The organism is Streptomyces sp. UG1 (genome assembly GCF_049974585.1).
Taxonomy (GTDB): Bacteria; Actinomycetota; Actinomycetes; order Streptomycetales; family Streptomycetaceae; genus Streptomyces.
In genome coordinates this window covers 22,076-40,116 of sequence record NZ_JBNGGG010000067.1, presented here as the reverse complement: position 1 = coordinate 40,116, position 18,041 = coordinate 22,076, and the positions used below count along the sequence as shown (strand labels likewise).

16 protein-coding genes and 2 pseudogenes are annotated in these 18,041 nt (G+C 69.6%); 8 read left to right on the top strand and 10 right to left on the bottom strand.

The window, feature by feature from the left end; genetic code table 11:
- The 5 genes and pseudogenes from ACP4J3_RS47065 to ACP4J3_RS47045 all read left to right on the top strand — a co-directional run.
- Window positions 1-141: pseudogene (locus tag ACP4J3_RS47065) on the top strand (serine hydroxymethyltransferase); the annotation flags it as partial.
- A 91-nt stretch (window positions 142-232) separates the two neighbouring features.
- Window positions 233-1,600 (top strand): L-serine ammonia-lyase, encoded by a 1,368-nt coding sequence (locus tag ACP4J3_RS47060; protein WP_426543761.1) that lies wholly within the window; start codon window positions 233-235, stop codon window positions 1,598-1,600.
- Window positions 1,601-1,743: 143 nt separating this feature from the next.
- Window positions 1,744-2,139, top strand: a complete 396-nt coding sequence (locus tag ACP4J3_RS47055) for a hypothetical protein (protein WP_426543759.1) — start codon at window positions 1,744-1,746, stop codon at window positions 2,137-2,139.
- Window positions 2,126-3,229, top strand: coding sequence for a WD40 repeat domain-containing protein (locus tag ACP4J3_RS47050; RefSeq protein WP_426543757.1), 1,104 nt, complete (start codon window positions 2,126-2,128; stop codon window positions 3,227-3,229). Before ACP4J3_RS47055 ends, ACP4J3_RS47050 begins: the two co-directional genes overlap by 14 nt.
- A gap of 99 nt (window positions 3,230-3,328) precedes the next feature.
- On the top strand, window positions 3,329-3,886 hold the full coding sequence (locus ACP4J3_RS47045) for a glycoside hydrolase family 25 protein (RefSeq protein ID WP_426543755.1): 558 nt from the start codon (window positions 3,329-3,331) through the stop codon (window positions 3,884-3,886).
- Between the two features lie 214 nt (window positions 3,887-4,100).
- Here the strand turns inward: ACP4J3_RS47045 and ACP4J3_RS47040 are convergent, their stop codons facing one another.
- The 4 genes from ACP4J3_RS47040 to ACP4J3_RS47025 all read right to left on the bottom strand — a co-directional run bounded on the left by ACP4J3_RS47040 (window position 4,101) and on the right by ACP4J3_RS47025 (window position 7,900).
- Complete coding sequence (locus ACP4J3_RS47040) at window positions 4,101-5,117, bottom strand: NADPH:quinone oxidoreductase family protein (RefSeq protein WP_426543752.1); 1,017 nt, start codon at window positions 5,115-5,117, stop codon at window positions 4,101-4,103.
- Window positions 5,118-5,163: 46 nt separating this feature from the next.
- Entirely contained in the window at window positions 5,164-5,529 is a 366-nt protein-coding gene (locus ACP4J3_RS47035) for a MerR family transcriptional regulator (RefSeq protein WP_426543750.1), read from the bottom strand.
- A gap of 376 nt (window positions 5,530-5,905) precedes the next feature.
- Window positions 5,906-6,712 (bottom strand): ABC transporter ATP-binding protein, encoded by an 807-nt coding sequence (locus ACP4J3_RS47030; protein WP_426543748.1) that lies wholly within the window; start codon window positions 6,710-6,712, stop codon window positions 5,906-5,908.
- Window positions 6,713-7,276: 564 nt separating this feature from the next.
- On the bottom strand, window positions 7,277-7,900 hold the full coding sequence (locus ACP4J3_RS47025) for a FadR/GntR family transcriptional regulator (protein WP_426543763.1): 624 nt from the start codon (window positions 7,898-7,900) through the stop codon (window positions 7,277-7,279).
- 20 nt (window positions 7,901-7,920) lie between these two features.
- On the opposite strand from ACP4J3_RS47025, the pseudogene ACP4J3_RS47020 reads away from it, so the two are divergent.
- Window positions 7,921-8,433: pseudogene (locus ACP4J3_RS47020) on the top strand (2-isopropylmalate synthase); the annotation flags it as partial.
- 141 nt (window positions 8,434-8,574) lie between these two features.
- Here the strand turns inward: ACP4J3_RS47020 and ACP4J3_RS47015 are convergent.
- Complete coding sequence (locus ACP4J3_RS47015; RefSeq protein ID WP_426543746.1) at window positions 8,575-8,793, bottom strand: EF-hand domain-containing protein; 219 nt, start codon at window positions 8,791-8,793, stop codon at window positions 8,575-8,577.
- 249 nt (window positions 8,794-9,042) lie between these two features.
- Here ACP4J3_RS47015 and ACP4J3_RS47010 point away from each other — a divergent pair, with 249 nt between their 5' ends.
- Window positions 9,043-9,729: an N-acetyltransferase family protein gene (locus ACP4J3_RS47010; protein WP_426543744.1), complete on the top strand. Its 687-nt coding sequence runs from the start codon at window positions 9,043-9,045 to the stop codon at window positions 9,727-9,729.
- 90 nt (window positions 9,730-9,819) lie between these two features.
- Here the strand turns inward: ACP4J3_RS47010 and ACP4J3_RS47005 are convergent, their stop codons facing one another.
- The 5 genes from ACP4J3_RS47005 to ACP4J3_RS46985 all read right to left on the bottom strand — a co-directional run bounded on the left by ACP4J3_RS47005 (window position 9,820) and on the right by ACP4J3_RS46985 (window position 15,483).
- Window positions 9,820-11,025 carry a YncE family protein gene (locus tag ACP4J3_RS47005; RefSeq protein ID WP_426543742.1) on the bottom strand — a complete coding sequence of 402 codons (1,206 nt, stop codon included), beginning with the start codon at window positions 11,023-11,025 and terminating at the stop codon, window positions 9,820-9,822.
- A gap of 146 nt (window positions 11,026-11,171) precedes the next feature.
- On the bottom strand, window positions 11,172-11,675 hold the full coding sequence (locus ACP4J3_RS47000) for an ATP-binding protein (protein WP_426543740.1): 504 nt from the start codon (window positions 11,673-11,675) through the stop codon (window positions 11,172-11,174).
- 281 nt (window positions 11,676-11,956) lie between these two features.
- A complete protein-coding gene (locus ACP4J3_RS46995; RefSeq protein WP_426543738.1) occupies window positions 11,957-12,724 on the bottom strand; it encodes an enoyl-CoA hydratase/isomerase family protein in 768 nt (255 codons plus the stop codon).
- A gap of 89 nt (window positions 12,725-12,813) precedes the next feature.
- Window positions 12,814-14,064 (bottom strand): L,D-transpeptidase, encoded by a 1,251-nt coding sequence (locus ACP4J3_RS46990; RefSeq protein ID WP_426543736.1) that lies wholly within the window; start codon window positions 14,062-14,064, stop codon window positions 12,814-12,816.
- Window positions 14,065-14,244: 180 nt separating this feature from the next.
- On the bottom strand, window positions 14,245-15,483 hold the full coding sequence (locus tag ACP4J3_RS46985) for an Ig-like domain-containing protein (protein ID WP_426543734.1): 1,239 nt from the start codon (window positions 15,481-15,483) through the stop codon (window positions 14,245-14,247).
- Window positions 15,484-15,781: 298 nt separating this feature from the next.
- Between ACP4J3_RS46985 and glgX the strand changes: the two genes are divergently transcribed.
- On the top strand, window positions 15,782-18,037 hold the full coding sequence (gene glgX / locus ACP4J3_RS46980; RefSeq protein ID WP_426543732.1) for a glycogen debranching protein GlgX: 2,256 nt from the start codon (window positions 15,782-15,784) through the stop codon (window positions 18,035-18,037).
- The last annotated feature ends 4 nt before the right edge of the window (window positions 18,038-18,041 follow it).

Sequence of the window (18,041 nt, the reverse complement as noted above, 5' to 3'; positions counted from 1 at the left end):
GGCTTCACGGCCGAGGACTTCGCCGAGGTCGCCGACGTCATCGCCGAGACGCTGAAGCCGTCGTACGACGCGCAGGCACTGAAGGCCCGGGTCAAGGCCCTGGCCGACAAGCACCCGCTGTACCCCGGTCTGAACAAGTAGTTCCTTTTCGTGGGGTGTCCCGCACACTGGTCGGTGAGCGGCGGGGCACCCCGCGGAAACCTTTCGCACCACCCCGTATTGAGGAGTCCCCGTGGCCATCTCGGTCTTCGACCTGTTCTCGATCGGCATCGGCCCGTCGAGCTCCCACACGGTGGGCCCGATGCGCGCGGCGGGCCTGTTCGCCCGCAAGCTGCGCAACGAGGGCGTGCTGCCCTCCGTCGCGTCGATACGCTCCGAGCTGTACGGCTCGCTCGGCGCGACCGGCCACGGCCACGGCACCCCCAAGGCGGTACTGCTCGGCCTGGAGGGCGACTCCCCGCGCACGGTCGACGTGGAGACCGCCGACGAGCGAGTGGAGAGGATCAGGTCGCAGGGCCGGCTCGGGCTTCTCGGCGACCACGAGATCCCCTTCGACTTCGACAAGGACCTCGTGCTGCACCGCCGTAAGGCACTGCCGTACCACGCGAACGGCATGACGCTGTGGGCGTACGACGCGTCCGGCGCCGAGCTGATGTCCAAGACGTACTACTCGGTGGGCGGCGGCTTCGTCGTCGACGAGGACGCGGTCGGCGCGGACCGCATCAAGCTCGACGACACGGTCCTGAAGCACCCCTTCCGCACCGGCGACGACCTGCTGCGCCTGACCCGGGAGACCGGCCTGTCGATCTCCTCGCTGATGCTGGAGAACGAGCGGTCCTGGCGCACCGAGGAGGAGATCCGCGCGGGCCTGCTGGAGATCTGGCGGGTGATGCGGGAGTGCGTGACCCGGGGCATGTCGCGCGAGGGCATCCTGCCGGGCGGCCTCAAGGTCCGCCGCCGGGCCGCGAACACGGCCCGCAAGCTGCGCTCCGAGGGCGACCCGAAGGCGCTCGCCATGGAGTGGATCACGCTCTACGCGATGGCCGTGAACGAGGAGAACGCGGCGGGCGGCCGGGTGGTGACCGCCCCCACGAACGGCGCGGCCGGCATCATCCCCGCGGTCCTGCACTACTACATCAACTTCGTGCCGGGCGCGGACGAGGATGGGGTGGTCCGCTTCCTGTTGGCCGCCGGCGCCATCGGCATGCTCTTCAAGGAGAACGCCTCGATCTCCGGCGCCGAGGTCGGCTGCCAGGGCGAGGTCGGCTCGGCCTGCTCGATGGCGGCGGGCGCGCTGGCCGAGGTGCTCGGCGGCAGCCCCGAACAAGTCGAGAACGCCGCCGAGATCGGCATGGAGCACAACCTCGGCCTCACCTGCGACCCGGTCGGCGGACTCGTCCAGATCCCCTGCATCGAACGCAACGGCATGGCCGCGGTGAAGGCGGTCACAGCGGCGCGGATGGCGATGCGCGGCGACGGCTCGCACAAGGTGTCCCTGGACAAGGTCATCAAGACCATGAAGGACACCGGCGCCGACATGTCGGTCAAGTACAAGGAGACGGCGCGCGGCGGGCTGGCGGTCAACATCATCGAGTGCTGAACAGCTCGACTGCCCCGCCCACGCCCCGTTCACCACGCCTTGTACCTCTTGGCGCCGCCCGGAATCGCCCGCCAAGAGGGTGAAGCCGGCCACCGAGAGCAACGGACGCACCACGCCTCGCTACCGTCTGAGTGGTGACTGGCTTGCATGCCGCGCTGTGGGGGCTGCTGGGAAGCGGCGTCGCCGAAGCGCTCACCCTCTCCGCATCCATGCGTCCGACCGGGCCGCGCCGCCGCTGGCGATGGCCGTGGAGTAACCGTGCCGACCGCCCGGTGATGCTCGTCGCCATCATATTGCGGCTGTTCGCCGGCGCTGGGCTCACCGCCGCGCTGGGCGCCTCGGGTCAACTGTCCAATGCGACCATGGCGTTCGTCACAGGTCTGGCAACGCCATTCATCGTCGCGCGGCTCTTCCAGTCGATCCCCGTCGGCGAACCCGGGCAGCCGCAGACTTCCCCGCAGACCGGTCGGCGGCCGATCGGGGAGATGTACGGGGACCTGTCCGAGGTGGGAGACGGGAGCACCGATGCTGCGCGCTGACAGCCGTCTGGGTCGCCTCGTGCTCGCCCTCGCCGCCATGCCCCAGGCCCCCGCCGAGCACTCCGGGCGAGCCCGGTCTCGGCTCGTGACGGCGCTGGCCGCCCAGCAACTCCCCGCGCGAGAAGTCCCCACGATGGGTGAGAGCAGGATCCCTCGCGCGCGAAGAGCGGGTTGGCTCCCCCCGTTCGTCGTCGCCTGCGTCGTCGTGGTGACGTCCATGGCCGCCCTCACGGTTCTGGGCGTCCTCCCCACGCCGTGGCAGGTAACGCCCCGAGACACGGACCCGCCACGCCCCGAGCGGTGGCGTCTCGCGGGTGACGGCGGGGGCGAACCCGGCGGGTACGCCGACGCACTGGCGTTCTCACCACAGGACGGCCGGACGCTCGTGCTCGCCTCGGGTCAGCGGGTGCAGGCGTGGCACCTCACGGATCCCGAGCACCCGGAAAGGGTCGACCTGCCCGCGAGGAGCTTCGACGGCGTCTCGGCGCTCGCTGTCACACCGGACGGCGAGACCCTCGTCACAGCCGCATCCACGGAGGTCCACGGGCTGAGCATGGACACCGGAGTCCTCCGCTGGAGTGTGGCCGGCCTCCATGACGACATCAAAGCGGTACAGGCGGGCGAGCGCACCGTGAGACTCGCCGTCTCCGACGCGGACAACTCCACGTCGGTGAGGGAGATCAGCCTCCCCGGCGGCAGGACCGCGGCCATCGGGCGCAGACTCTCCCCAGCCGCGCATGCCGCGCAGTTCTCGCCGACCGGGGACCTGCTCGCTCTCGCCGGCGCCGACGGGCAGGTACATCTCTGGGACGTCTCCGATCCGGAGGCCCCCAGACGCGACGCACGGTTCCGGACCAACGGCGGCGAGGCCACCGGCCTCGCCTTCAGCCCGGACGCCAGGCTGCTCGCAACAGTGGGCCACGACGGCATCGTCCGGCTGTGGGACGTGTCCGACACATCGAAGCCGCGCTATCTCGGGCGCCCCATGGCCGACCGCACCGAGCGAGCCCGCGCACTGGCCTTCAGCTCCGACGCTCGGCTCCTGGCCGTCGTGAACGCCGCGGGGATGGCGCAGGTGTGGTGGCGTTGAACGATTCCATGGGCGGCAGCCGGTCAACCACGTCAGGATGGGGTATACAAACATCAACTCCAACTCCTGTCACCCCACGGACACTTGAGGGAGCCCCCCATGCTGCGCGGCATCGACGTGAGCGCATACCAGTCCTCGTCCTATGACACCGACGGCATCTCCTTCGTTTTCATCAAGGCGACAGAGGGCCGCTCCTACGTCAACCCCAAACTCGCGGCCCAGACCAAACGCGCCCGCGACGCCGGCCTGGTCGTCGGCTTCTACCACTTTCTCTGGCCCGGCAACCTCTCTGCCCAGGCGGAGTACTTCGTCAAGCACGCTCCGGAGAAGGCGGGTGACATCCTCGCCGTCGACTGGGAGACGACGAGCGAGGGAACGCATGCGAGCAATGCGGAGAAGGATCTGTTCATCCGAAAGGTGAAGGAGAAACGGCCCAATAATCCGGTCGTTCTCTATGCAAACAGGCACTACTGGCTCAGCGTCGACACGACGTCATACGCCGGTGACGGTCTTTGGATCGCTGACTACGTGACTGCGGGCAAGCCCCGCATCCAGGCGAAGTGGCGATTCCACCAGTACACCGACAATCCACTCGACAAGAACGTGGCCGATTTCTCCAGCAAGGCCGCGCTGCGCGAATGGGCCGCGAACGCATGACGCCTGGAGGCTTCTGTGTCTCTGGACTCGCCGGCCACCATCGTCCGGGATCCGGCCGACCTTCTTCACATCGATGTGGACCATGTCTCCGCTCACGCGCGGGAGATGCCCGTCTCGGACGCCGTATGGGCGATCGGGCGATGCCGGCAGCACTGCACGAGCCGCAGCCGCACCTCGGGAGACAGCGGAGCATCGCGATGAATCACAGGCGTTCCTAACGCCAGGGATCGAGGGCGAGTTTGCCGCGGGTCCGGCCCGCTTCGAGCAACTGCAGCACCGCCGGTCCTTCGGCCAGGGGATGGACGTCGGGAGTGCCTGGCGGGTACACGCCGCGGGCGATGAGAGCCTCGATCTCGACGAGCAATGCCTGGTAGATGGACGGGACCGCGACCGCCAGCGCACCAATGTGCAGGCCCTTGACCTGGACCTGATGGGTGAAGACCAGATCGTGCGTGGTCAGAGTGGCATCGCCGGAAGCGGCACCGAACACGACGACGCGTCCGGTGAAGGGTTTGGTGACCGACAGGCTGACCTCGAACGTGGCCTGCCCCACCGATTCCAGGACCAGATCGACCCCGCCGGTCAAGCGGGTGATCTCCTCAGCCAGATCAGGGCGTCGGCTCTCCAGGACCTCGCCGGCGCCGAGCGCTCTGACGATGTCGTGCTTCGCTGGTGACGCCGTAGCGATCACGCGCGCGCCGTAGTGGCGGGCGAGGCGGACAGCGGCCTGCCCAACGCCTCCGGCCGCAGCATGAACGAGCACCACCTCACCCGTCTTGATCTCGCCCACCGGCTTCAGTGCCGCCAAGGCGGTGGCCCAGTTCAGCACCAGGCCGAGAGCTTCGGCATCGCTCCAGCCCGAAGGCACGGGAAGTACACCCGCGGCCGGCATCGTCATGTACTGCGCGAAGGCTCCCGGGCCTGCTCCGACGACGTGGGTGCCGAGTTGCAGCGGGCTATCAACGTCCGGGCCGACACCCACGATCTCGCCGGCGGCCTCGAAGCCCGCCACATAGGGCGCCTGCGGGCCTCCTCCGTACGTCCCATGGCTCTGCATGACGTCAGCGAAGTTGACCCCGGCGGCACCGACGCGGATCAAGTACTCGCCGGGCCCCGGGGCGGGGCGGCGATGATCGGTGGTGAGGGTCAGACCCTCCGGCCCCCGGCGGGACCGCTGGACCAAGGCTCGTACCCGCTGCTCGGCAGTGTGCTGCCGCACGTTGATCTCCATCCACCAAACATAGGAATCTGACACTTACGTCAAGGTCAAGTGGCAGTTATGGGCCAGTACAGCGGGCCTCTCGAAGGTAGGCGTCGAGTGCCGCCTGCCGATCGCTCAGAACGGCAATGCGGGCAGCGAGCCGATCGCGATAACTCTGCACCTCGTGGAGGAACTCGGCGCACACCACATCCATGCCGGCATCAGGTTCATCAGTGAGGCGGGGCAGAGCTTCTCTGATCAACCGCACGGGCAGCCCAGACTCCAGCAGCGAGCGGATGACGAGCACCCGGTCGATGGTGGACTGGCAGTAGTCGCGGAACCCGTTGCTGGAGCGGCCCGGGACGATCAAGCCCTCATCCTCGTAGTGGCGCAACGATCTCGCACTGACGCCGCTGACTCTGGAAGCTTCGCCGATCTTCATACTTGGAGGCAACGTCCAGGAACATCGCGCTCTTCCAGGACTCATCGCTACGCCGAGTTGAAGACCTGCTCAGGCGTCAACAACCTGCTCCTGACCTGTCGCCCCGACCTCGGTATCAGGCTCGACCGGATCGAGGACGTGCTGGGCCCCTTCCCGGACCGGGCTTCGCCTTCGACGAGTTCGAGCCCTGGGAATCCGCCCGCCCAAAGCTCCTGCTGGCCGGGCGAAGCCCATTTCGGCCGCTATGGCAGTTCACCCTGGCCAACTCCGGCCATTCGAACCACGTGGTGCAGATCCGGGCCCTGCACCGCTAGCTACCTGCGCTTGCGCAGCGCCAACGCCCGCCACCCCGACGCACTCGCCGCCCGGCGCAGCACTAGCGGCCCGAGCGCGCGTACCACCGGCCGTCGTGGCGGGCCACATGAATGGGGCGTCCGAAGCAGACCGTCATGTTGTCCGAGGTGAGCACGCCGTCGACCGGGCCGGATGCCAGCTCGCGGCCTTCCTTGAGCAGAAAGGCATGAGTGGTGTTGGGCGGGAGTTCCTCCAAGTGGTGGGTGACCGTGACGGTGGCGAGGTCGGCCCGGTCGGCCGCCAACCGATGCAGTGCGTCCACGAGGTCCTCGCGGGACGGGAGATCGAGGGCGTTGAACGGCTCGTCGAGCAGGAGCAGCGACGGATCGGCCATCAGGGCACGGCAGATGAGGATCCGGGAGCGCTGGCCGCCCGAGCAGTCGCCGAAGTGGCGCTCGGCGAGACCCTTGCACCCAAGCTCGGCGAGCAGGACATGGGCGCGCTCGCGGGTCGCGGTGTCGTACTCCCGCCACAAGGGCTGCACAGTGCCGGTCGCCCCGGTGAGGACGACGGTGTGGGCGGTGGCGTCCAGCGGGACCTTCTGGGAGGCGGATACCAGGCCGACGCGCGCTCGTAGCTCGCGCACATCGACTCGGCCGAGTCGATCACCGAGGACCTCGACAGTGCCGACGGTGGGGTGCAGAACCGCCCCGACGAGCCGGAGCAGTGTGCTCTTGCCGGCTCCGTTGGCGCCCAGCAGCGCCCAGTGCTCGCCAGGCAGAACGGTCCAGTTGATCCCGTCGAGGACAGTTTCTTGTCCGGTGGTACGACGGTGGACAGCAACATCCGTCAGACCGACGACGGCGTGGGGTTCCTGGGTTTCGGTCACGTCGGCAGACTAGTGCTGCAACCGGTCACAGCACTCGGGCCCCGACGATGCCAGTTCTGCCCTGAGCCGCTTCACAGGCGGATCAGCGAGGTACTCGTTGATCAGATCAAAGGTACGAAGACGAGCCCTCGCACACATCCACCACAACTGCGCCTCCCTGGGCAACAGGCGTGATCGTGATCGATGTCCATGGCTCTCTCGCCGGAAGCGTGCGTTGCAAGGCTTGCAGTACGGCCGCAAGGCGCCTGATGCGTTGAGCGTCGAGTACTCGGCGACAGGTTTGTGCTCACCGCATCCGCGGCACTCGATGACGCCGCTCCTGACCATCTCCTGAACTGCACCGTTGGCCCTCTTCGCGCGCAGCGGAGTGAGCGGCCAGCCCCTTCGTCAATGGATGCCTATCGGCCAACCGGTCACATGCCCATCCGCCCCCACCCGCTTCGCACCTTCACCCGATCCCCCAGTCGTAGAACCTTGTTGACCTACCTTCCGATCAACGAATCGGCCGAACATCAGTCACGACTCCGCAAGCAAGAGCGATCCCTGGCCAATGATCGAGCCCAGCTAACCCCCGAACGGATCCTGCAACTCCTTGCGCAGCACCTCCGCCGCCGTCTCCGCGTCCCCGCCCGCGACGGCGCGCACCAGTGCCGCGTGGGCGTCGTCGGCCGTGTTGGGGTCGTGGGTGCGCAGGCCGGTCAGGGTGAGCAGTTCGACGAGGCCCTCGCGCAGGACGGGGGCGAACTCGGTGAACAGGTCGGCCAGTACGGGGCTGTGGGCGGCGGCGACCACGGTCGCGTGGAAGGCGATGTCGGCGTCCACGAAGGCCACGTCGTCGCCCGTGGACGCGGCCCGGCGGCCCTCCAGCGCGGCCTCCATCGCCGTGACGTCCGCGGGTGTGCGGCGGTGCGCGGCGAGCCGGGCCGCGTGCACCTCGACGGCCATGCGGACCTCGTAGACGTCGTTCACCGCGGCCCCGCGCAGCCGGGTGGGCCAGTCCTCGACCGGCTCGGTGGCGAAGACGAAGACGCCGGCGCCCTGGCGCGGCTGCAGGAGGCCGGCGCCCGACGGCGCGCGCAGCGCCTCGCGGACGGTGGAGCGGCCGACGCCGAGTTCTTTGGCCAGGATGGTCTCGCCGGGCAGCTTGGTGCCTACGGGCCAGTGACCGCCGACGATCTGCTCGCGCAGCCGCTCGGCGGCCTGTTCGCTCCGGCACCCATCAGGACGCGATCAGCAAGGGACTGGCCCATCACGCGCGCAGGGCGGCCGAGTCGGGGGTGCCGGAGCGGCAGGCGCCCTGGGAGGTGCCGTATCTGCCGATCGACCCCGCCGACATCGGGCGTTCCTACGAGGCGGTGATCCGCGTCAACTCCCAGTCGGGGAAGGACGGAGCGGCGTATCTGCTGCGCGCCCACCACGGGCTGGACCTGCCGATGCGCATGGGGGCCGGCTTCCCCGCCGCGGTCCAGGCGGCCGCCGACGACAGCGGGCGGGAGATCACGCCGAAGGAGCTGTACGAGCTGTTCCGGATCACCTATCGCGCACCGGGTGCGGTACGGCTGCACGACTGGTGGGCGCACGAGGAGACACCCGGCGTCCACCGCTTCGTGTGCACGCTGGAGAGCGGCGACCGCGTCGGCGACTACGAGGGAACGGGCGGCAGCGTGGTCTCGGCCTTCGTCGCGTGCCGGGTGGACGGCGTCACGGCCTGGGGTGCGTAAGAGGGCGCGGCGGCCACCGTCCAGGCGGTGCTGTCCGCGATGAATGCGCTGAGGGAGATACCGCACGCCGAGAACGGCTGTGTGCCCAGGTATGACGAAGGGGCGCCCGTCCCGTCGGGGAGGGCGCCCCTTCGAGGGGCGTCACTTGTTCAGGAAGGCCCAGAACTCGTCGAACGACAGCAGCTTGTCGCCGTTGAGGTCGCGGCTGTTGATGATCGCCTCGGCGACGGACTCGGTCACGTTCCAGTCGCCGCCCTGGGCCAGGGCGGTCTTGAACTCGGCTGCGGTGATGGTGCCGTCACCGTCCGCATCGATGCGCTCGAACTGCTTGCGTGCTTCCTCGATGTCGATGTGCCCCACCGATCCGCCCCTTTTCGTCGTACTTTCGCGGCACGTTGATGCCGTGCCTTGACGTTCTTGCTGACGACGGTCAGATTAACCGGCCACGCGCGCCTCCGGCGCGATGCCCTGCCACCGGCCGGCTCCACCCAGGGGCGCGGGCCGGCTCGCCGATGGTGAAAAGTCCGGTGCCGTCTTCGATCATGTCTGCGAGTGTGGGCCTTCCGGTGGGTGGAGACTCGAGGAGCGCGGGGTGGCGGGGTGGGGGGAATGGCGGAGAACTTGCGGGACATCCTGGACGCCGCGGCACGGGGTGTCTTCCCACCGCCGGACGGCCGTACGACGGTCGTGCCCCAGCCCTGCCCCCGGAACGCGGGCGTCGTCGCCTTCACCGCGCACTCGGTCGTCTTCACGGACGAGGATCCGCAGTGGGTGTACGACACCCTGCGCCGCGTGGACTGCGACCCGCTGGCCGCGACGATGAACCCGGTCTTCCTGGCCGCCCTCATGGAGCGGACGGGACGTACGACCGAGACCGTCGACTCCGTCCTGGTCGGCGACCCGCTCCCCGGTGAGCCGCCGCTCGCCCTGAAGGAGATCGAGGACGCCGGCCATCCCCGGATCGTCTACGCCCGACGGCGGCGCGACGAGGTGCGCGCCTGGACGGTGCAGGGCGCGGTGCTGGTGATGGGCCGCGGGGTCGCCGGGCGGCTGGAGGTGTCGGTCGAGGTGGACGAGGGAGTACGCCACCGAGGGCTGGGGCGATTGCTGGTGGCCGCGGCCCGGCATCTCGTGGCCGAGCCGCTGTGGGCACAGGTGGCGCCGGGGAACGCCCGCAGCGTGCGGGCGTTCCAGGCCGCCGGCTATCGGCCGGTGGGCGCGGAGCTGCTGCTCAGTGCCGGGTCGGGTCGGGGTGATGCGTTCGACGTCGACGCGGCGGTCGGCGGCGGGTCTTGATCCTGTCGTCGAACTGGACGGACAGCGGCGGGTCGGGCATCTTCACCCGTTCGGCCGCGTGTCCGCCGACCGGGGGCAGTCGGTCGTCGGTCAGCGGAAGATGCCGGTGTGGCCCAGGGAGTAGCGGCCCGGCTGCGGGTAGACCGCGAGGCCGTGCGGGCCGTCGCCGACCTGGATGCGGGCGAGTTGCTCGCCGGTGCGGGTGTCGATGGCGTACACCTCGGAGTCGTAGCGTCCCGACAGCCACAGGACCTTGCCGTCGGCGGAGACGCCGCCCATGTCGGGGCTGCCGCCGTCGGGGAGGTGCCACTTCTTGGTGAGCTTGTCGCGGGTGAAGTCGAAGACGGAGACGGTGCCTTCGCCGCGGTTGGAGACGTACATCTCGCGGGAGTCGCGGCTGACGTAGAGGCCGTGGCAGCCCTTGCCGGTGGGCAGCAGCTTCGGGGTGTCGAACTTGTCGCCGTCCAGCACCCACATGCCGTCGGCCATCATGTCGGCGATGTAGAACTTCTTGCCGTCCGGGGAGACCTTGACGTCCTGCGGCATGGCGCCGTCGAAGGGGAGTTTCTGCTGGCCGACGACCTTCATCCGCTCGGTGTCGACCTTGAGGAGTTCCCCGCTGAACTCGCAGGAGACGATGAAGTAGCGGCCGTCGAGAGAGAAGTCGGCGTGGTTGACGCCGTAGCAGGTGACCGGTTCGGTCTTGAGCCGCTTCATGGTGTGGGGGTCGCGGAAGACGAGTTCGCGGTCGAGGGAGGCCATGACGACGGCGTACTTGCCGTTGGGGGTGAAGTAGAGGTTGTAGGGGTCGTGGACCTTCACCTCCTTGCCCGCCTTGCCGGTCCTGGGGTCGATGGGGGTGAGGGTGTGGCCGCGGTTGTTGTTGACCCACAGGGTCTTCAGGTCCCAGGACGGGACGACGTGCTGGGGCTGACGGCCGACGGGGATGGTCTCGATGATCTTGTAGGTCTTGGGGTCGATGACGGAGACGGTGTCCGACTCGGTGTTCGGGACGTAGACGCGCGAGGGGAAGTCCTTGACGACCGGGGAGAGCTTGCCCGGCCGGTCGGCGGCGTAGACGTCCTTCGGGTCCAGTACGGGGGGCATGCCGGGGAGGCCCTGGACGGACTGCTCCTTTGCCGGGGCGGGGACGGCGGCCTGGGTGCCGTGGGGTGATTCGGGGTGGTGGCGGTCCTTGCCCTTGGCGGACTCGGTGCCGCAGGCGGCGAGGGCGAGGAGAGGCAGGAGGGGGAGGGCGGCGAGGAGGGTGCGGGGGGTGCGGTGCGTGCGATTCATCGGCAGTTCTTCCGGTGCGGCGGGGGTGGGGCGCGGCGGTCACCAAAGATTCACCGAACCATTTAATGATCAATACGCCGAAAATCACGCTATTTACCCGATAAGCGTCGACCACGGGTCGTCGTCGCGTGCGCCAACCGCCTGAACTAGCGGTCCGCCACCCTCATCTCGAACCACGTCGTCTTGCCGCGCGGCAGCAGGTCCACGCCCCAGCGGTCGGAGAGTTTGTCGACCAGGAACAGGCCCCGGCCGCTGACGTCCAGTTCCTGAACCGGCATCAGGCAGGGCAGTCCGCGCGACGGGTCGCGGACCTCGATGCGGATCCAGCCTCGGCGGCGGCGCATGCGCAGACCGAAGACGCGGGCGCCGGTGTGGCGGACGGCGTTGCCGACCAGTTCCGAGACGAGCAGGACCGCGTCCTCCGTCATCTTGGGGGTGAGGCCCCACTGGCGCAGTACGACCACTTGGGCCAGCCGGCGCGCCGTGGCGGCGGACTCGGGGCGGGACGGGAGCGGAACCTCGGCCTCCGTGGGATTGCCGAACAGCTCCAGCGCCTTTGATGCAGCTTCGTCCTCGACCGCCGGCGACCAGCGCGCCGCCGTCGCACGGCCGTTTCCCCGCGGGTGTTCGACACCCTCCAGCCCCGCCATGCCCCCATCATGGCCGCCCGCGCGGCCCTCCGTGGCCGTTCCGGAGGAATACACCCCCCGGAAGCCCTCATTCCGGATCATCCGACTGGCATATGACACCGGCAGTTCGGGGTCCGTCACAGCCCGTCTGGCCTGCGACGAAGGGTCCACTGGTGGCAAGCGACGGGCTCCCTCGACAAGACAGGCTTAAGGCTGCCTTAAGGCTCCCATAAACCGCCCCAACGAGGGACCCGGATCAGACACACCGTCAATTGCAAGGGGTGCGCAGGGGCTTGCCGGCGTCAGACGAACTTCGCCTTGCCCGGACCCTCCTCCACGAAGCTCCGCATCCCCCGCTCCCGGTCCTCCGTCGCGAACAGCCCCGCGAACCAGTTCCGTTCCACCGCCAGGCCCGTCTCGATGTCCGTCTCCAGGCCCGTGTCGATCGACTCCTTCGCCGCGCGCAGCGCGATCGCCGGGCCCTGCGCCAGCTTCGCCGCCCAGGCGTGCGCCTCCGCGTAGACCTGGTCCGGCGCCACGACACGGTCCACCAGGCCCAGCTCGCGCGCCTCGTCGGCCTTGACCATACGGCCCGTGAAGATCAGGTCCTTCGCCTTGGACGGGCCGATCAGCCGGGCCAGCCGCTGGGTGCCGCCCGCGCCCGGGATCAGGCCGAGCAGGATCTCCGGCTGGCCCAGCTTGGCGTTGTCCCCGGCGATCCGGTAGTCCGCGCACAGCGCCAACTCGCAGCCGCCGCCGAGCGCGTAGCCCGTCACAGCCGCGACGACCGGCTTGGGGATCCGGGCGACCGCCGTGAACGACTCCTGCAGGGCCCGGGAGCGCAGGACCATCGCGGTGTGGTCCATGGCCTGCATCTCCTTGATGTCCGCGCCCGCCGCGAACACCTTGTCCCCGCCGTAGATCACCACGGCGCGCACGTCGTCCCGCCGGGTCGCCTCCTCGGCGAGTTCCTTGAGCCGGTCCTGGGTGGCGACGTCCAGCGCGTTCATGGGCGGGCGGTCGAGACGGAGGGTGCCGACGCCTTCGGCGACTTCGAGATTCACGGTCATGCGAGCAGGTTAACGGGGGCTAACGGCATCGGCCCCGGTGCCGTACCTCACATCGAGGCGGGCGCCGGGGCCGTACGTCCGGAAGGGGGCTATGCCTTCCACTTCTCCCACGACATGTTCCAGCCGTTCAGGCCGTTGTCGGGAGCGACCGTCGCGTCGTTGGAGTTCTTCACGACCACCACGTCGCCGATCATCGAATGGTTGAAGAACCACGCGGCCGGCGTCCCGCTGTCGTAGGCGCCCTTGACGTCGCGCAGGCCGATGCAGCCGTGGCTGGCGTTGTAGTTGCCGAAGGCGCCGCCGCCCCAGTAGTTGCCGTGGATGAAGGTGCCGGAGTCGGTCAGGCGGGTGGCGTGCGGGACGTCCTTGATGTCGTACTCGCCGGCGTAGCCGACCGTGTCGCCGTTCATCCGGGTCTCGACGTACTTCTCGGTCATCACCATCTGACCGTTCCAGGTGTCGTACCCGGGCTTGCCGGTGGTGACGGGGATGGTCTTGATGACCTTGCCGTCCTGGGTGACCTTCATCTGCTTCGTCTTCACGTCGACCACCGAGACCTGGTTGCGGCCGATGGTGAAGGTGACCTTCTTGTCCTGCTCGCCGTAGACGCCGGGGCGGCCCTCGACGCCGTCGAGGTTGAGGTCGACGGTGACCTTGGTGCCTTCCTTCCAGTACTTCTCGGGGCGGAAGTCGAGGCGGTCGTTGCCGAACCAGTGACCCGCGACCTCGACGGCCGGCTCGGTCTTGATGGTGATGGCCTTCTCGACGTCCTCGGGGTTGGTGATGCCCCGGCTGAAGCGCAGGGAGAACGGCATTCCGACGCCGACCTTGGAGCCGTCCTCGGGAGTGAAGCGGCCGATGAAGGTGTTCTTCGGGGTCAGGGTGGTGAAGTCGGCCTCCTTGGCGGCCTCCAGGCCCGCGGAGTCCTTGGCGACCGCGTGCACCGTGTACGCGGTGGCCGCGGCGAGATGCGTGGACGGCGTCCAGGTCGCACCGTCACCGGATATCTCGCCCGCTATCGCGTTGCCCTTGGCGTCCTTGACCTCGACGCTCGTCAGCTTGCCCCTGGCCGCGGTCACCTTCAGCGCCCCGCTGGTGTCGACGGACTTCGCGCCGTCGCCCGGCGCTATGGTCACGACCGCCTGGGACTTCTTGGCCTCCGCCGTACCGGAGTCACCTCCCTTCCCCTCCTCGGCACCCGAGTCCGATCCGCCGCCCGGGCCGCACGCGGCGACGGCGAGCAGCAGCGCCCCCGCCACCACGGACAGCCCCTTGCGGCTCCGCCCTCGCGCCCCCACCGACGCCCCCACCGACGCCCCCGATATCGGCCGCACGTTCAAGTCCCACTCCCCTCCCCGGACCCGAAGGCCCCGGTCCCCCCGCGCGCCCGCCGCGCGCATCGGCGCATATTAACCTCAAGGCCAGGCGCGTCGGCGCGGTCTGTCTGTCACCGTTCCGTTCCAACATCGGCAGATGGCCGACCGGTCGGGTGACCCACCCCAACTCACCCCCCTGTCGGATTACTTCACCGCACTACCCGCCTTCCACTCCTTCCAGCCCATATTCCATCCTCCTAGGCCATTGTCGGGAGCGACCTTTTTGTCATTGCTGCGGACCACTTCGACGACGTCCCCGACCAGGCTGCGGTCGAAGAACCAGCCCGCGGGCGTGGCGGAGCCGCCGCCCTTGACGTCCATGAGGCCCACGCAGCCGTGGCTGACATTGGTCCGGCCGAAGATCGAGGCGTCCGCCCAGTAGTTGCCGTGCAGGAAGGTGCCGGAGTCGGTCAGGCGCATGGCGTGCGGGACGTCGGGGATGTCGTACTCGCCCTTGCCGTTCTTCTTCTTGAAGCCGACCGTGGCGCCGTTCATACGGGTCAGGTCGAACATCTCGGTGACCACCATCTTGCCGTTGTAGGTGGTGGTCTTCGGGGCGCCCGCGGTCACGGGGACGGTGGCGAGCAGTTCACCGTCGCGCCGGACCTCCATGGTGTGCTTGGCGGCGTCGACGCGCGAGACCTGGTGGCGGCCGACGGTGAAGGAGAAGGTCTTGTACTGGAGTCCGTAGACCCCGGGCGCCCCCTCGACGTCCCGCAGGCGCAGGGCGACGGTGACCCTGGTGCCGGGCTTCCAGTAGGTCCGGGGGCGGAAGTCGAGGCGGGCCCTGCCGAACCAGTGCGGGCGGACCTCCACGGCCGGCTCGGCGGTGACGTGGACGGCGCGTTCGACGGCCGCCCGGTCGCGGATCTCCCGGTTGAACTCCAGGGAGACGATCATCCCGGTGCCGACGGTGGAGCGGTTCTCCGGGGCGACGTAGCCGATGAACCGCTCGTCGGGGACGTACGTGGTGAAGGTCGTGTGCCGTGCGCTACGGCGCCCGTGGCCGTCGAGGGCCACCGCGTCGATCGTGTACTTGGCGGCCAGCGCGAGCCTGTCGTCCTCGGGCTCCCAGCGCAGGCCGTCCTTGGAGATGTGCCCGGGGACGGGGGTCTCCTGGGCGTCCTGGGACTTGACGACCCTGACCGACTCCAGGCGCCCGCTGGGCACCCGGACGAGCAGCCGGTCGTCGGGGCGTGCGCCCTTGGAGCCGTCGTCGGGGGTGACCCGGATGACGTCCTCGGGCGCCGGCGCCTTGCCCAGCATCTCGCCGATGCCGCCGTCCGAAGTGCAGCCGGCCGCGCCGGCCAGCAGTCCTGCCCATGTCACTACGGCGGCCAACACGGCCCCCGCGCGCCGCGCGCGCCCTTGTACGTGCCTCACGAAGACCCCAACGACGGGGGCGGCCCTGGGGAAACGTGAGTGCGGGGCGCTCCGCTGGGGGTGCCGCGATGGGCCGTCCAGCGTCTGCGGGTCCGTCGTGGCTGGTCGCGCCCGCGCGGCGGAGCCGCATGTCGCTGCGGCCCCGCGCCCCTATGGGGCGCGGCCGACTTCCCGGGGTCGCTTGGCCGCGCGGTGGGCAGAACATGTGGGAGGACGACGCGAAGGGGAGCCGCGGCCAGGGACGACCGCGTGCCCCCTTTCCCCATCGTGTGGTCCGTGAGCCGTGGGAGGCCGAGAGGTGTCGAGCGCAGCCGAGCAGGAGGCGGTGGCCGGGGCGGTCGCCGCTGGGGAGGGGCGCCCGGCCGCCGTCGTGAACGGCGCGCGGCGCAAGGCCCCCGGGGTGCCCGTGTGGCCGGGCACGCCCGTGCCGCTCGGCGCCCGCTTCCGGGTCGGCCCGGACGGGGTGGCGGGCACCAACTTCGCGCTGTGGGCGGGCGGCGCGGAGGCCGTGGACCTGTGTCTCTTCGACGAGGAGGGGAAGGAGACACGGGCCCGGCTGACCGAGCTGACGCACGAGATCTGGCACGGGTTCGTGCCGGGTGTGATGCCCGGTCAGCGCTACGGCTACCGGGTCCACGGCCGCTGGGACCCCTGGACCGGCGGCCGCTGGAACCCGGCGAAGCTGCTCCTCGACCCGTACGCGCGCGCGGTGGACGGCGACTTCAGCCTGCCCCCGGAGGTCTACGGCCACGTCCGCGACTGGCCCCAGCAGCATGTCGCCGACACCGTGCGCGACGACCGGGACTCGGCGCCGTACGTCCCGAAGGGCGTGGTCGTCCACGACGACGCCCCCGACGACGAGTGGATGGACGACCGCCGGCCGAAGACGCCGTGGGCCGACTCGGTGATCTACGAGGTGCATGTACGGGGGTTCACCAAGCTGCACCCCGGGATACCGGAGGAACTGCGGGGCACGTACGCCGGTCTCGCGCATCCGGCGGCGATCGAGCACCTCGTCAAGCTGGGCGTGACGGCCGTCGAGCTGCTCCCCGTCCACCAGTTCGCGCACGAGGACCATCTGCTGCGCAGGGGCCTGCGCAACTACTGGGGCTACAACTCCGTCGGCTACTTCGCCCCGCACGCCGCCTACGCCGCCTCCGGTACGACCGGTCAGCAGGTCGGCGAGTTCAAGCGCATGGTCCGCGCCCTGCACACGGCCGGCATCGAGGTCATCCTCGACGTCGTCTACAACCACACGGCGGAGGCCGGCGAGCTGGGCCCGACGCTGTCGCTGAAGGGCATCGACAACCGGGGGTACTACCGACTGCAGTCGGACGCGCGCAGGTACGCCGACTACACCGGCTGCGGGAACACGCTGCACGTCGTGCAGCCGCAGGTGCTGCGGCTCATCACCGACTCGCTGCGGTACTGGGTGACGGAGATGGGCGTGGACGGCTTCCGCTTCGACCTGGCGGCCGCGCTGGCCCGCTCCATGCACGACGTCGACATGCTCTCGCCGTTCCTCGCCGTCATCGCGCAGGATCCGGTGCTGCGGCGGGTGAAGCTGATCGCCGAGCCGTGGGACGTGGGGTCGGGGGGCTATCAGGTGGGGGCCTTCCCTCCCCTGTGGACGGAGTGGAACGACCGGTACAGGAATGCCGTACGGGACTTCTGGCGGGGGGCGCTGCCCGATGTGCGGGACCTGGGGTATCGCCTGTCGGGCTCCAGCGACCTGTACGCGTGGGGCGGGCGGCGGCCGTACGCCTCCGTCAACTTCGTGACCGCGCACGACGGTTTCACGCTGCGGGACCTGGTGTCCTACGAGCGCAAGCACAACGAGGCGAACGGCGAGGGCAACCGGGACGGCTCCGACGACAACCGGGCGTGGAACTGCGGGGCCGAGGGCGAGACGGACGACGAGGGGGTACGGGCGCTCAGGCGGCGGCAGTTGCGGAACCTGCTGACGACGCTGCTGCTGTCGACGGGCGTGCCGATGCTGGTCGCGGGCGATGAGCTGGGGCGGACCCAGCGGGGCAACAACAACGCCTACTGCCAGGACAACGAAATGAGCTGGCTGGACTGGGGGCTGCTGGCGGAGCCGGGCTGGAAGGCGCTGTTCGACCTGACCTCCCGGCTGATCGAGCTGCGGCACCGGCATCCGGTGCTGCGTCGCCGGGCGTTCTTCTCCGGGCGGGCGCATTCGGCGGACGGCTTGCGCGACCTGGCCTGGTTCACGGCACGCGGCTCGGAGATGACGGAACGGGACTGGTACGCGCCCGCCGCGACGCTGGGCATGTATCTGTCCGGGCGGGACATCCCGGGCCGGGACGAGCGGGGCGCGCCGATAGTCGACGACAGCTTCCTGGCCGTGCTGCACGCCGGGGAGCGGCCGGTGAGCTTCGTGCTGCCCGGGCCGCCGTGGGCGGAGCGGTACGAGGTGGTCGTCGACACCTCGCGGGAGGAGCAGCAGGAGGCGCCGGGGGTGGAGCACCGGGCGGGGACGGCGATCACGGTGCCGGGGCGGGCGGTGCTGTTGCTGAAGGTGGCCGACTGAGCCG

Excerpts from the sequence above, each read along its gene's own strand:
- ACP4J3_RS47000 (WP_426543740.1), bottom strand. The coding sequence starts at position 11,675 with ATGGCGGGGCTGGAGGGTGTCGAACACCCGCGGGGAAACGGCCGTGCG.
- ACP4J3_RS47050 (WP_426543757.1), top strand. The coding sequence starts at position 2,126 with ATGCTGCGCGCTGACAGCCGTCTGGGTCGCCTCGTGCTCGCCCTCGCC.
- ACP4J3_RS47035 (WP_426543750.1), bottom strand. The coding sequence starts at position 5,529 with ATGAAGATCGGCGAAGCTTCCAGAGTCAGCGGCGTCAGTGCGAGATCG.
- ACP4J3_RS46995 (WP_426543738.1), bottom strand. The coding sequence starts at position 12,724 with ATGACCGTGAATCTCGAAGTCGCCGAAGGCGTCGGCACCCTCCGTCTC.
- ACP4J3_RS47045 (WP_426543755.1), top strand. The coding sequence starts at position 3,329 with ATGCTGCGCGGCATCGACGTGAGCGCATACCAGTCCTCGTCCTATGAC.
- ACP4J3_RS47010 (WP_426543744.1), top strand. The coding sequence starts at position 9,043 with ATGGCGGAGAACTTGCGGGACATCCTGGACGCCGCGGCACGGGGTGTC.
- ACP4J3_RS47005 (WP_426543742.1), bottom strand. The coding sequence starts at position 11,025 with ATGAATCGCACGCACCGCACCCCCCGCACCCTCCTCGCCGCCCTCCCC.
- ACP4J3_RS47040 (WP_426543752.1), bottom strand. The coding sequence starts at position 5,117 with ATGGAGATCAACGTGCGGCAGCACACTGCCGAGCAGCGGGTACGAGCC.